The following is a 13083-nucleotide window of genomic DNA, read 5'->3' as shown; positions in this document are numbered from 1 at the left end:
GGGGGGCCGGGCCCCCGCCCCGCCGGGGGGGGGGCCGGCCCCCGGGGCGCTCGGGGGGCGGGGGCCCGGGGGCCGGGGGGGGGGGGGGGGGGGGGGGCCGCCCCGCCCCCCCGGCCGGTTCAGGCGGCGGCGCGCACCGGCTCCTCCTCCGCCAGCAGCGTCACCAGCGTCTCGCGGGCCCGCGCCACCCGGGAACGCACCGTCCCCACAGGGCAGCCGGCGATCGCCGCCGCCTCCGCGTACGGCAGGCCCAGCAGCTGGGTCAGCACGAACGCCTCCCGGCGGTTCGCGGGCAGCGCCGACAGCAGTTCGGCGAGCGCGACGCCTTCTTCGAACCCCGGCACGCCGCGCGGCTGTGCCCGCTCCGCCGCCGCCTGCCAGTCGTCGGCCCCGGCGAGCCGGGGCCGGCTGGCCAGCGACCGCAACCGGTCGGCGACCGTCCGGCGCGCGATGGTCAGCAGCCAGGTGCGCGCCGACGACCGCCCCTCGAACCCGGGGAGGCTGCGCAGCGCCCGCAGGTAGGTGTCCTGCATCAGGTCGTCCGCGGCCTGCGCGTCGCCGCTGAGGTGCGTGACGTAGCGGCGTACGTCCAACTGCGTGGCGCGGACGAACCGCTCCACGGCCGCCTCGTCCCCGCTACGGGCCGCGAGGGCCCAGGCCGTCACCGAGGCGTCATCCCGCACTCCGCACCTCCCCGCCGGCGGGCGCGGGCCGCGGCCCGCGGAATTCGGGGAGAATGGGGCCATGCAGTGCTCGCGCGTACGAACCGCCCTCTCCGCCCGCCTGGACGGCGAACGGCTGCCGCCGGGCGTCACAGACACGCGGCTCGACGCCCACCTCGCGGGCTGCGCGGACTGCCGCCGCTGGTCGGAGCGGGCCGCCCGGCTGCGGCGCCTCACCTCGGCCGCGCGGGAGGCGGCCGCGGGCACGGACGGCCCGGCACCGGACGACCCGGCACTGGACGGTCTGCTCGACCGGCTGCGGAGGGACGGCGCTCCGGGCGGCGACCGGCAGGTCTGAAAGGGAGCGCGTACGCGAGGGATCGGCGGCGGACGGCGGCATCGCCGGCGGAGCCGCCTTCCGGACAGGAGTCGTCATCCGGACAGGAGTCATCATCAAAAGTCCTCTGGCCTTCGGGAAAACTACCGGGACCAGGACGTGAAGCCCTGGGTGTGACCGTGCTGTCAGCAGACAGCGGTCTCCCGGGGCGGACCGCGGAGCCAGATGACGTGGACGAGGAGCAGCCGCCGCAGCGGCCGCCGGGGTTCGCGGCGGACCGGGCGGGCGGGCCGGGGCGGCTCGGGCAGGACCGCGCGCAGGACGAGCGCCAGCGGCACGAAGAGCCGTACGGAGACGGTCCGTACGACGCGGAACGCCGCCCGCTCGCCGCCGCACAGCCACCACGCGCTCAGGAGCGCGACCAGCATGTGCGCCGCGATCATGCCGGTCATGCTGCCGTGCATGCCCGCCATGTCGTGCATGCCTGTCATGTCGGGTGCCGATGGCATCGAGGACCCTGAAGACATCCCGTGCATCCCGTGCATCCCGTGCACCTCATGTATCGGGCCGCCGTGCCCGTTGATCCCCGCCTCGTGCAGCATCCGTTCGGCGTCGCGCTGCGGAATCGCGCGCCCGCCCACGCCGCACGTCAACGAGGCCGCCCAGCGCTGGGCCAGGGACGGCTGCCCGCTGCCGTCCGCCATGGCCGACGCCGCGGACGCCACCGACTGCCCGAAGGAGAAGGCGGCGTGCAGAGCGGCCTGCGCCGCCAGCGTCAGCGAGGTCACGAACAGCGGGCCCCGCTCGCGGCCGGCGAGGCACCAGGTGCCGCCGGCCGTCACCGCCACGGCACCCAGCACCAGCCACCAGGGCACGGGGGCGTCGGACATCAAGGCGTGGCCGAGGGCGGCGAGCAGCACACACACCGCCGCGAACACCCCGGCCCGCAAGCCCCTGAGAACACGCCCCGCAATCATGACGCGCTCATCGTTGCACCCCGCCCCGCGCACCGGACGGGCAGGGCTCAGTACGGCAGGCCGGACAGGAACCCGTGCAGGGCCTGGTCGAAGTGGGCGGTGTTCTCCAGGTTCACCATGTGGGCGGCGCCGGGGATGCGGACCCGCTGGGCGCCGGGGACGGCGAGGGCGATGGCGTGGGCGTTGGCGGAGATGTCGGAGCTGTCCAGGTCGCCGTCGAGGACCAGCGTCGGTACGCGGATCTCCGCCAGCCGCTCGTACGCGCCGACCTCGGCCGGCAGGCCGGCACCCATCCCGCCCGCGTGCACGACGACGTTGGCGTCGGCCGAGGCGCGCATCCGCTCGCGCAGGTCCGGGTCCACGGCGGCGGGGTCGCGGTGCGGGCCGTCCACCCACATGCGCAGGAAGTGCTCGATGTAGCGCTCCGCGCCGTCCTCCTCCTCGTCCTCCGCGCTGAGGGCAGCCACCTGTCCCTTGATGTGCTCCAGGAGGAACGGGTCGGTGAAGGCCCGGCCGCTCACCCCGGGCGAGGCCAGGGCCAGCGCGAAGACGCGGTCCGGGTAGGCGAGGGCGGTGTCCAGGGCGACCCGGGCGCCGTGCGAGAGGCCGACGAGGATGGCGCTCGCTATGCCGAGGTGATCGAGGAGAGCGCGCAGGTCCTCGTGGTGGGCGTAGTCGCCGTCGACGGTGGAGGACAGGCCGTGGCCGCGCGCGTCGTAGCGGACGGTGCGCAGGCCGGAGTGGATGAGCCAGGCGAACTGCTCGTCCCACATGCGCTGGTCGAGCATGCCGCCGTGCAGCAGGACCACCGAGGGGTCGCCCTCGGAGCCGACGCCGGCCGACTCGTAGAACAGCTCGCCGTTCTCGATCGGGATCGTGCCGTTCTCGATCTCCGTCTCGGGCCAGGCGTTGATTCCTTGGGTCGTCATGCTCCGTGCCGTCCTGTGTGGGGTGCGGGTGCCGGGAGGGGTGCCGGGGTCGCCCGGGGCGAGTGCGGATCCGGCGGGGTGTCGCGGGCCAGCGCGCGGAACTCCTCGCCGAGACGGTCGAGTACGCGCAGGGCGGTGGCCACGTCGGCGGCCGGCAGCCCGGCCAGTCCGCGCCGCAGCCCGGCCGCCTCGAAGCGCTGGACGGAGCGGATGACCTCGGAGCCCTCGGGCGTGAGCCGGATGAGGGGGGAGCGCCGGTGCGCGGGGTTGGGGACGGTCTCGACCAGGCCCAGGCCGGCCGCGTGGTTCACCCGGCGCTGGACCGGTTGGCGGTCCAGGTCCAGGGCGCGGGCCAGTTCCGGTACGGTCCGCGGGCCGTGGTGGTGCAGGGCGTCCAGCAGCGCGTGCTGACCGGCCGTCAGGCCGGTGCCCGACAACTCCCGCTCCAGGGCGCGCACGACCGTGCGGTGCAGCGGCCGCAGGCGTCGGATCACCTCGTACGCGAGGTGCTCGACCGGCTCCGCGCCGCCCTCGTTGACACTCATGGTGTCATGATGGCATGCGCGGTATCTGCCGAATGTACGGGTGGGGGTGCGGCGAAGTTCCCGTTCCGCGTCATGTGTGTCGGGCGGGGCGGCGCGCGGGCGCCGTCGCGCGCCACAGGCGGCGTCCGGCGGTGCGGGCGGTGGCCCGGTCGGCGGCCTGGAGCGTACACATGCATCGTATGCATGCCGTGTATACGTGCCATGTATACATGCCGTGTAGGGTCATGACATGCCCGCTGAAACCGTCCGCCCCCTGCCGGCCCACGTCCTCCCCGGGCAGCGCGGCTCCGGCATCGCCCCCGCCGGCCCGGCACCCTCCGCCCCCGCTCCCGTGCTCGCGCGGTTCGCCGTCCCGGTCCTCCCCGCGCTGCTGGCGCTCGCGCTCGGCCTGTGGGGCATCCGGCGGGACGGCAGCGTGTGGCGGGACGAGGCCGTGACCTGGCAGGTCGGGCAGCGCTCGGTGGCGGAGATCTGGCACATGCTCGACGAGGTGGACGTCGTGCACGGCCTCTACTACATGCTGATGCACGGCGTGTTCGAGGTCTTCGGTACGGGCACGGCCGTGCTGCGCATGCCCTCCGTACTGGCCGTCGCCGCCGCCGCTGCCGCCACCGCGGCGGCCGGCCGCCGCCTCGCCGGGCCGTGGGCCGGACTCGCCGCGGGCCTGGTGCTCGCGCTGATCCCCAACATCCAGCACTACGCGCAGGAAGGGCGGGCGTACGCGCTGGTCACGGCAGGCGTGGCGACCGCCACGTGGATCCTGGTGGGCGCGACCGGACGCACACCGTCAGCCGCGCGGGCAGGCCGGCTCGGGTGGCGCGCCGGGCCGCGCTGGGCCGCCTACGCCGCCGTCATGCTGACCACGGCCCTGCTGAACTGGTTCTCGCTCTTCGTCCTGCCCGCCCACGCCGTCACGGTCCTCGTCGCCCGCCGCCGCGGCCACCGGCCGCTGCTGCTGCCGTGGTCGGTGTCGGCCGCCGTGGTGGTGGCGGGCGCGCTGCCGCTCATCCTGGCCAGCCGCACCCAGTCGGGGCAGGTGTCCTGGATCAGACCCGTCGCCGCCTCCACGCTGCTGGGCGTCGCCGCCCTGCTGCTCGTGGCGCTGGCGTGCGCCCGGGTCCCGTACCCGGGCCGCGGGCGTGCTCCCCTCACACCGGCGTCCGTCGGGCTGCCGCTGCTCGCCGTGCCGCAGTGCGGCCTGCTGCTGGCCTCCGCCCTGGTGGAGCCCCTCTACCTCGACCGCTACGTCCTCTATACGAACATCGGCTTCGCCCTGCTCCTCGGCGTCGGCATCGCGGCGACCGTCCAGGCCGTCCCGGGACGCACCTGGGTGCCGCTCGCGGGCGTCACGGCGCTGGCCTTCGTGGCGCTGCTGCCCGTCGAGACCGCTCTGCGCAAGCCGGAGAGCCGGGTGGACGACGTGCTGCGGGCGGCGGAACAGGTGGCGTCGGTCGCGCGCACGGGCGACGGCGTGCTGTTCATACCGGCCGCGCGGCGCGACACGGCACAGGTGTCGCCGTCGGCCTTCACCGGCCTGGACGATCTCGCGCTGGTCGAGGGCCCGGTGTCGTCCGGCACCATCAAGGGCGTCGAGGGCAGCGCCGAGCACATACGCACGGCGATGCTGGGCAAGTCCCGCATCGTCGTCGTCACGGACACCCACCGCGCCGCCTCCGCGCCCGCCCGCGAGACCGGGAAGCTCCGCGTCCTCGACCGGCACTTCGAGCGCACGGCCCGTACGGACACCGCGGGGCGCCGGGTGGAGGTCTACGAGAAGGTGCGGTGACGCGCCGGAACGCGGGGCTCAGCCCTCGTCGTACGGCACCGGCGCCGCGTCCGGCGCGAAGCTGACGACCAGGTCGGCGCGGTCCCTGGCCGCCGCCACCAGCCGGGCGTTGGCCTCGTCCGAGGCGTGCACGAACCGTTCGGCGTGCGCGCGGGGCTTGCCGAAGCGCTCGTGCCGGCCGACCAGGCGCCGTACCCGTTCCGCGGGGTCCAGGTCCACGTACCAGACCTCGTCGAGGCAGGCCCTGGCCCGCTCCCAGGAAGGGCCGTCGAGCAGCAGGTAGTTGCCCTCGGTCACGACGAGCGGCACGCCGGGCGGCACGGGAATGCTGCCGGCCACCGGCTCCTCGATACGGCGGTCGAAGGCGGGGGCGTAGACGACGGTGTCCGGCGCGGGGGAGCGCAGGCGCGCGAGCAGGGCCGCGTAGCCGCCCGCGTCGAAGGTGTCCGGGGCGCCCTTGCGGTCCACGCGCCCGAGGCGGCGCAGCTCCGCCTCGGCGAGGTGGAAGCCGTCCATGGGGACGAGCGCGGCCGATCCGGCGAGCGCGGACACCAGGTGGGCGGCCAGGGTGGACTTGCCGGCGCCGGGCGGCCCCGTGATGCCGAGGAGCCGGCGCCGGGCCGGGGTGGCGGTGGCGGCGAGGCGCCGGGCGCGTTCGGTGAGCTGCTGCACGTCCATGGCGGCGGTTCCTGTTCCTCCTTCGGGTGCCGGGTGCCGGGTGCTACGCGCCGGGGCCCGGCGGGTCCGCCGCGCCCAGTCGCCACAGCGAGGTGACTTCGGCCGCGCGGGCCGCGTGCAGGGGGTCGCCGGCGTCGCGGGCGCGGGGGTGCCGCGGCTGGATGTCGAGGCGGTCCAGGACCGCCAGGCCCGCCGCCGCGAACGCGCCGGTCAGCTCGTCCCGGGTGCGCAGCCCGAGGTGTTCGGCGAGATCGGAGAGGATCAGCCAGCCCTCGCCGCCCGGTGCGAGGTGGCCGGCCAGGCCGTTCAGGAAGCCGCGGAGCATCCGGCTGCCCGGGTCGTAGACCGCGTACTCGACGGGGGAGGTGGGCTTGGCCGGGACCCAGGGCGGGTTGCAGACGATCAGCGGCGCGCGCCCGGCGGGGAACAGGTCGGCCGCGACGACCTCCACGCGGTCCGCCACGCCGAGCCGTTCGGTGTTCTCCCGTGCGCAGGCCAGGGCCCGCGGGTCCTGGTCGGTGGCGACGACGCGCGGCACGCCGCGCCGCGCCAGCACCGTGGCCAGCACGCCGGTGCCGGTGCCGATGTCGAAGGCGGGGCCGGGGACGGCGGGCAGCGGGGCCCGGGCCACCAGGTCCACGTACTCGCCGCGGACCGGCGAGAAGACGCCGTAGTACGGGTGGACGCGGTCGCCGCCGAGTGCCGGGATCGCGACGCCGTTTCTGCGCCATTCGTACGCGCCGATCACGCCGAGCAGTTCGCGCAGCGAGACCAGCAGGGGGAGCCGCCGTCCGTCCCCGGCGTCGTCCGGGCCGTACGCCTGGCCGCACGCTTCCCGTACGTCCGGCGCGCGGTGCAGCGGCAGTTCGTACCCGGGATCCAGCGGCACCAGCAGCATGCCCAGGATGCGGGCGCGCTGGCTCTGCGCGGCCCGGTGCAGGTGGAACGCCTGGGCGGGGTCGGCCGGCGGCCGCTTGCGCGGGCGGCGGTCGATGCGCCGGGCCAGCGCCGTCAGCAGCTGGCGGGCGTTGTGGAAGTCGCCGCGCCACAGCAGCGCGGTGCCCTCGCAGGCGAGTTTGTACGCGTCGTCGGCCTTCGTGCGGTCGTCCGCGACGGCCACCCGGCGGGGCGGCGGCGTGCCGCTCTCGGAGCGCCAGCGGGCGGTTCGGTCCTCGCCGGCCTCGGTCCACGCGACGAGCTGCGGGGCCTGAAGTGTGTTCATTGCGTCCCAGGTAAGGGGCTGAGAAGTGACGTTCGACTCTACTCCGTGCCCGGCCGGGACCTTCGCCCCCTGTCGCCGGGACGGCGCGGGGGAGGAGGATGGAAATAGTTGGGCATAGCACACGCTATTGGTCGTATGGAGGCGCACATGGACACTCTGCCGGTCATTGTCGCGGTGGACGGATCCCCCGACAGCGAACGGGCGCTGCGCTGGGCGATCGAGGCGGCCCGGCTGCGCTCCGCACCGCTCCAGGTCGTGCACGTCTGGCCGTACGTCACGACGGAGGGCCGGGCGGCGGCCGAGTCCGGCATCGGCGACCCGGTCCTGGACGAACTGCGCAAGACGCTGAACGGGCAGGCCGACTCGGCCGGTCTGCCGGGCATCGAATACCGCAGCCTCAGCGGGCTCACCGACACGCTGCTGCCCGCCCTCGGCGCCGAGGCGCAGCTGCTCGTGCTCGGCTCGCGCGGCCGCGGCGGCTTCGCCAGCCTGCTGCTCGGCTCCAACGGCATGGCCTGCGCCGCGCACGCGGCCGGGCCCGTCGTGGTGGTGCCCCGCCCGGACCGCGGCGGCGAGCTGGGTCCGGACGGCGAGGTGGTACGCCCCGCCGAGCGGCAGATCACGCTCGGCGTCGACGCGTCCTCGGACGAGCCCGGCGCGATCGGCTTCGCCTTCGCCGAGGCGAGCAGGCGCGGCGCCCGCCTCAAGGTCGTCTCCGGCTATTCCTGGCCGATGCTGGCGCCGCCCGCGTTCGAATATGTGGCCGCTTATGAAGGCACCCAGCAGGAGTACGAGAACGCGCTGGTCAAGCAGCTGACGGAGACGCTCGCGCCGCACCGCGAGCGGCACCCCGAGGTGGCGGTGACGGTCGAGCTGCGGGACGCGGACGCGGCCGGGCAGCTCGTCGAGGCGTCCAAGGCCAGCGACCTGGTCGTGGTCGCCCGGCACCGCCGCCGCCTGCCGGTCGGCCGCCGGCTCGGCTCGGTCGCGCACGCCGTACTGCTGCACGCGGTGTGCCCGGTCGCGGTCGTACCGGAGGAGCGGGACCGGCGCGCGGAGCAGGCCGGACGGGAGTAGCCGGAACAGGCCGGGCAGGAGGAGCCGGAGGAGGCCGGGCAGCCGTGCTACGCGATGCCGAACGCCTCCGCGTAGCGCACCATGCCGGGCGGGGGCGTGCTGCCGTCGAGGGACAGCGCCATGAACGCCTCGTCCGGCCACTCCTGGGGCGGCACGATGGCGAAACGGGAGGCGCGCTCGAAGCCGAACCTGGGGTAGTACGGCGGATGCCCCACCACCACGACCGTCCGCTCGCCCGCATCCCGGGCCGCGTCCAGCAGGGCCCTGATGACGGCGCTGCCCGCACCCTGCTTGTGGTGCTCGGGCAGCACGGCGCAGGGCGCGAGCGCGACGGCCGGTTCGGTGGCTATGTGACAGCGGGTGAGCAGGGCATGCGCGACGGGCGCGGCCGCCGCCCCGGACCCGGCGGGCACGGCCACGTACGACAGGCCGGGCAGCCAGGCCGACGGGTCCTGCCGCAGCGCGTCGACCAGATCGGCTTCGCCGGAGGTGTCGAAGGCGGCGAGGTTGATCCGGCGGACGGCCGGGATGTCCTCGGGAGTCTCGGGGCGGCACAGCCAGTTGTCCATGCCCTCATCCTCGCACCGGGGTCTGACAACCCGCCCGGCTCTTTCCCGGCCGGACCCCCGCCCCGCCTTGCATACCGTTCACCCGCAGGGCGGAATCCGGTCGGCCGGTAAGTGGCCGGTACCCGGCCCCGGTGCGCGGGCGCCGGGTTCGCGGCTCAGTCGGCGGTCGTCGCGGGGAACGCGGTCCGGCGCTCCGGGCGGCGCATCAGGAACACCGCCGCCGACCCCGCCGCGAACAGCGCGAACACCGAGACGGCGGTGCCGATCCACGACGCGCCGAGCCACTGGCCGCCCACCCAGCCCAGCGTTACGCCGTACGCGGCCCAGGCCAGCCCGGCCAGCGCCGACCACGGCAGGAACTCCCGGACCGTACGGTGTGCGACCCCCGCGCCCAGGCTGACCACCGAGCGCCCGGCGGGCGCGAACCGGGCCAGTACGACGATGCCGCCGCCGCCCCGGGTGAGGGCCGCGCCGAGTCGTTCCTGCGCGGCGGCCAGGCGGCGGGAGCGGGCGATGGCGCGGTCGAACCGGTCGCCGCCGCGCCAGGCCAGCCGGTAGGCGACCATGTCGCCCAGCACCGAGGCGGTCGCCGCGCACAGGACCAGGGCCAGCATCTCGGCGAGGTCGGCGTCGCCGCGTACGGAGGTGGAGACGCCCACCGCGCCGGCCGCGGTGCGGGTGCCGGCGGCCGTGGTGGCCGCGGTGATCACCAGGACGCCGCTGGGCAGGATCGGCACGAAGACGTCGAGGAGTACGGAGAGACCGACGACCGCGTAGACCCAAGGGGTGCCGCTCAGCGGCCCCAGGCTTTCCAACAACGTCCTTCTCCCGGTCCGAACCCCTGCCGCGACGTCGCATCGGCGGCTGGGGCGGCTGTACCGCCATACAGCGTACGCCTGGCGGGCACACGGTGACGTTCCGGGGCACACGGTGTTGTTGGGTTCACATCCGCCCCCGCAGAGGCTCCGGATGTCACTGTCACCCGTCTGCTCCGGCCGTGGCGCAAAAGAGCGCGGCTTTGGGCACGTTATAAGCCGATACGCGCGCCTTGTGTGAGCACGGCAGGGCGTCCTGGAGCGGAGTGGCACACGAAATGGAGACATAGATGGAGACATGGACGACGCCGTCGGCGAAGCGGACGGCCAAGGCGGCAGGTGTCACCGGGGCGGCCCTCGCCGCGGCGACCGCGCTCCTGCTCACGCCCGGCCCGATGTCGGCGGCCGCGGCGGCGGACGGCGACGGCAAGGTCACGAAGAACTCCGTCAACTCGGAGTACGCGGTGACGGTCGCGGGACAGTTCACCCGCCCGAACGGGACCAGGCTGGGCCAGGCGCTGACGTACGACCCGAAGCTGGTGCCCGAGAACTCCCGCATCACGGTCAGCCAGCGCGCCGGCGACAAGCGGACCCGGGTCGGCCTGCGGGTCGCCGGCCTGGTGGCGAACCGCACGTACGGGGCGCATGTCCACAAGAACGCGTGCGGTGCGCGCCCGGACGACTCGGGGCCGCACTACCAGCACCGCAAGGACCCGCGCACGCCCTCCACCGACCCGGCCTTCGCCAACCCGAAGAACGAGGTGTGGCTGGACTTCACGACCAACGGCAAGGGCGAGGGGTTCGCCGAGTCCCGGCACGACTGGCGGTTCAGGGCCGGTGAGGCGCGGTCCCTGGTGATCCACGAGCGGCGGACCGCGACCCGGCAGGGAGTGGCGGGGACCGCCGGCCGGGCGGTGGCGTGCTACACCGTGCCGTTCGACTCCTCGACGGCCCTGCCGAAGAACCTCTCGAACGTCCTCTCGAAGATCCTCTGACTGCCGCACGGGCGCGGCTGCCCGGCCGCGCGCGAGGTACCGCACGAGCGGCGGCCCCCGGTGCACACCGGGGGCCGCCGCTCGTCTGTATGCCGGCGGCAGCGGGCCGCCGGTGCCGCCGTCAGGCCGCGCTCGGCTCGCGCCGCGCGGTCGCCCCGGCCTCCTCGGGCTGCCGCCGCGCGCCGAAGAACAGGCGGTCCAGCGACCAGGCGCCGGGACCGGTGCAGACGAGCAGCAGGAAAGACCAGCAGAACAGCGCGGACAGCTCGCCGCCGTTCTGGAGCGGCCACAGGGACTGGCCGGCGTGCGCGGAGAAGTACGCGTACGCCATGGAGCCGGAGCTGATGAAGGCGGCGGTGCGGGTGCCGAGACCGACCATCACCAGGACGCCGCCGACCAGCTGGATGACGGCGGCGTACCAGCCGGGCCAGCTGCCCGCCGGCACGGTCAGCCCCTTGCCCATCGCGCCGCCGAGGATGCCGAACAGCGAGGACGCGCCATGGCAGGCGAAGAGCAGACCCACGACGATGCGGAACAACGACAGGGTGTGCGGCTTGATTCGTTCGGTGAACTCGGTCACCGGGGACTGAGCGGACATGGTGGGGACTCCTGCGGTTTCGGGGACGGGAACCGACAAAGGGACAGGTTAGGGAGACCTAATCGGTACTTGCAAGTTCAACATCTGGCCATATCCGGCCGGTGGCCGAAAACGCTCATGGCCCGAAGTGCCGCCGGCGCGCGGGTGCCGCGTCCGCCGTGCGGCTTACGCTCCCCGATGACCCGCTTGCCCTTGATGCCCCGTCAAGAGCTCTTCGTGCGCGCACGACAGCCGTGCCCCACCGCCCCGCTCGCCGCGGGCCCGGTCCAGCCGCAGCCGTGCCGCGCGCCCGTGCAGCGTCAGCGTCATGAGCTGGTTCCCGAACCACGGGCCGCCGGTGCGGCGCCAGCCGATCGGCGGCCGGTCCAGCCGTGCGTGCCGGGCGAGCGCGTGCCCCAGCCGGCGCCCTGCCCGGCTCCAGCCGAAGCGGAAGCCGGCCCGTATGGACGCGGAAATGCCGTTGTGCACCGGCGAGCAGGTCAGCTGGAGCACCCGCCCGACCGGCTCGGTGCCGTCGTGCCAGTGCGGCTCGGCCACGTACGCGTGATGGACGTCACCGGACAGCACGCACACCGTGGCCGGCGCCCCCTCGCCCGAACCGGCCTCGGCGAGCAGACCGGTCAGCGCCGCGAAGGACTCCGGGAACGCCGCCCAGTGCTCCAGATCGGCGCGCTGCCGCAGCCGCTCGCTCCGGCGCGCCCAGCCCGGTCCGCGTGCCCCGGCGCACAGCGCGGCGTTCCACCTCTCCGCGTCGTGGACCAGGTTCGGCAGCAGCCACGGCAGCGAACTGCCGACCAGCAGGTGGTCGTACGCGCCGTGGTCGGCCAGCACCGCGTCGCGCAGCCACCGGGCCTCGGCCGGGTCGAGCATCGCCCGCCGCCCCTCGTCCAGGACGCGGGAGGCGCGGGTGTCGACCATGACCAGCCGTACGCGGCCGAAGTCGCGGCGGTAACTCCAGCGCGCGCAGCCCGGGTCGGCGTCCGCCGCGGCCGCGAACTCCCGTACCAGGGCCGTGCCGTCGGGCAGCGCGCGGACCCGCGCGTACAGCTCGTCCTTCTCCAGCTCCGCGGGGGAGACGTTGCCCAGGTGCTGGTACACCCAGTACGACATCAGGCCGCCGAGCACCCGCTCCCGCCACCAGGAGGTGGCGCGCACCCGGGCCAGCCAGGCCGCGGAGGTGTTCCAATCGTCCATTACGTCGTGATCGTCGAAGATCATGCAGCTGGGGACGGTGGAGAGCAGCCAGCGCACCTCGGGGTCGAGCCACGACTCGGCGTAGAGGTGGGTGTATTCCTCGTAGTCCGCGACCTGCCGCCAGGGCGGCTTCGAGGTGTCGCGGCGGGCCGCGAGCAGCCGGGCGGTCGCGTCCGAGGTCTGGTCGGCGTAGATCTGGTCGCCCAGCAGGAGGAGGACGTCGGGGCGTTCGCGCGCGGGGTCGGCGGCGAGCGCCGACGCGAGGGTGTCCAGGGCGTCCGGACCGACCGGGTCGTGTGTGTCGGCGGGCGGCGCCGCCCAGCGGCAGGAGCCGAACGCGACCCGCAGGCGCTGCCCGGCCGGTTCGCCGCCTGGCGCCGCGGGCGTGCGGATCGTGCTGTCCGGGTAGCGGCTGCCGGGCGGCGGCCAGACCTGTTCGCCGTCCAGCAGGACGCGGTACGGGGTCTCGCTGTCCGGGGTCAGCCCCGCGACCGGCACCAGCGCGTAGTAGTGGCCGGCCACCTGCCAGGCGCGCTCCGCGCCGCCGGCGCCGCTCTCGCACCGGACGTGCACCTCGCACGGCCCGTCGGTCTCGACCCACACCGTCGCGCTGGTCTCGTCCACGTACCGCAGCAGCGGCCCCAGGCGCAGCACGGCCATCGGCGGACCTCCCCTCGTACGGGCCGGTGCCCGTACGCG

14 protein-coding genes are annotated in these 13083 nt (G+C 74.9%); 4 read left to right on the top strand and 10 right to left on the bottom strand.

Translation table 11 applies throughout. The features are described from left to right. Nucleotides 1–119 precede the first annotated feature (119 nt). Complete coding sequence (locus ACH4K4_RS07745) at nt 120–683, bottom strand: sigma-70 family RNA polymerase sigma factor (protein ID WP_398165542.1); 564 nt, start codon at nt 681–683, stop codon at nt 120–122. Nucleotides 684–744: 61 nt separating this feature from the next. Between ACH4K4_RS07745 and ACH4K4_RS07740 the strand changes: the two genes are divergently transcribed. Next, nucleotides 745–1020, top strand: a complete 276-nt coding sequence (locus ACH4K4_RS07740; RefSeq protein ID WP_398165540.1) for a zf-HC2 domain-containing protein — start codon at nt 745–747, stop codon at nt 1018–1020. Between the two features lie 164 nt (nt 1021–1184). On the opposite strand, the gene ACH4K4_RS07735 is transcribed toward ACH4K4_RS07740, so the two are convergent. Genes ACH4K4_RS07735 through ACH4K4_RS07725 form a run of 3 tightly spaced genes read right to left on the bottom strand, consistent with a single transcriptional unit; the run spans nt 1185 to nt 3450 of the window. Continuing rightward, a complete protein-coding gene (locus ACH4K4_RS07735; RefSeq protein WP_398165539.1) occupies nt 1185–1976 on the bottom strand; it encodes a PE-PGRS family protein in 792 nt (263 codons plus the stop codon). Nucleotides 1977–2023: 47 nt separating this feature from the next. After that, nucleotides 2024–2905: an alpha/beta fold hydrolase gene (locus ACH4K4_RS07730; RefSeq protein WP_398165538.1), complete on the bottom strand. Its 882-nt coding sequence runs from the start codon at nt 2903–2905 to the stop codon at nt 2024–2026. Further along, nucleotides 2902–3450, bottom strand: coding sequence for a MarR family winged helix-turn-helix transcriptional regulator (locus tag ACH4K4_RS07725; protein ID WP_398165537.1), 549 nt, complete (start codon nt 3448–3450; stop codon nt 2902–2904). Before ACH4K4_RS07725 ends, ACH4K4_RS07730 begins: the two co-directional genes overlap by 4 nt. Before the next feature lie 229 nt (nt 3451–3679). Between ACH4K4_RS07725 and ACH4K4_RS07720 the strand changes: the two genes are divergently transcribed. Continuing rightward, nucleotides 3680–5236: a hypothetical protein gene (locus ACH4K4_RS07720; protein WP_398165536.1), complete on the top strand. Its 1557-nt coding sequence runs from the start codon at nt 3680–3682 to the stop codon at nt 5234–5236. An 18-nt stretch (nt 5237–5254) separates the two neighbouring features. Here the strand turns inward: ACH4K4_RS07720 and ACH4K4_RS07715 are convergent, their stop codons facing one another. Together ACH4K4_RS07715 and ACH4K4_RS07710 are read right to left on the bottom strand one after the other, a co-directional pair. Next, nucleotides 5255–5914, bottom strand: a complete 660-nt coding sequence (locus tag ACH4K4_RS07715; protein ID WP_398165535.1) for a nucleoside/nucleotide kinase family protein — start codon at nt 5912–5914, stop codon at nt 5255–5257. Between the two features lie 43 nt (nt 5915–5957). After that, complete coding sequence (locus ACH4K4_RS07710) at nt 5958–7136, bottom strand: methyltransferase (protein ID WP_398165534.1); 1179 nt, start codon at nt 7134–7136, stop codon at nt 5958–5960. Nucleotides 7137–7283: 147 nt separating this feature from the next. Between ACH4K4_RS07710 and ACH4K4_RS07705 the strand changes: the two genes are divergently transcribed. Beyond that, the gene (locus ACH4K4_RS07705; RefSeq protein ID WP_398165533.1) at nt 7284–8213 is read left to right on the top strand and encodes a universal stress protein; all 930 of its coding nucleotides are present in this window, start codon (nt 7284–7286) and stop codon (nt 8211–8213) included. Nucleotides 8214–8260: 47 nt separating this feature from the next. Here ACH4K4_RS07705 and ACH4K4_RS07700 read toward each other — a convergent pair whose 3' ends face one another. Together ACH4K4_RS07700 and ACH4K4_RS07695 are read right to left on the bottom strand one after the other, a co-directional pair. Beyond that, on the bottom strand, nt 8261–8782 hold the full coding sequence (locus tag ACH4K4_RS07700) for a GNAT family N-acetyltransferase (protein WP_398165532.1): 522 nt from the start codon (nt 8780–8782) through the stop codon (nt 8261–8263). Between the two features lie 155 nt (nt 8783–8937). Continuing rightward, entirely contained in the window at nt 8938–9600 is a 663-nt protein-coding gene (locus ACH4K4_RS07695) for a DedA family protein (protein ID WP_398165530.1), read from the bottom strand. Between the two features lie 287 nt (nt 9601–9887). Here ACH4K4_RS07695 and ACH4K4_RS07690 point away from each other — a divergent pair, with 287 nt between their 5' ends. Next, the gene (locus ACH4K4_RS07690; RefSeq protein ID WP_398165528.1) at nt 9888–10592 is read left to right on the top strand and encodes a superoxide dismutase family protein; all 705 of its coding nucleotides are present in this window, start codon (nt 9888–9890) and stop codon (nt 10590–10592) included. 121 nt (nt 10593–10713) lie between these two features. On the opposite strand, the gene ACH4K4_RS07685 is transcribed toward ACH4K4_RS07690, so the two are convergent. Further along, on the bottom strand, nt 10714–11190 hold the full coding sequence (locus tag ACH4K4_RS07685; RefSeq protein WP_398165526.1) for a DoxX family protein: 477 nt from the start codon (nt 11188–11190) through the stop codon (nt 10714–10716). Nucleotides 11191–11355: 165 nt separating this feature from the next. After that, nucleotides 11356–13044: an alkaline phosphatase D family protein gene (locus ACH4K4_RS07680; RefSeq protein WP_398165524.1), complete on the bottom strand. Its 1689-nt coding sequence runs from the start codon at nt 13042–13044 to the stop codon at nt 11356–11358. Nucleotides 13045–13083 lie beyond the last annotated feature (39 nt).

Source organism: Streptomyces sp. NPDC017529 (assembly GCF_044329785.1).
Taxonomy (GTDB): Bacteria; Actinomycetota; Actinomycetes; order Streptomycetales; family Streptomycetaceae; genus Streptomyces.
This window is presented reverse-complemented; position numbering and strand designations above follow the sequence as displayed.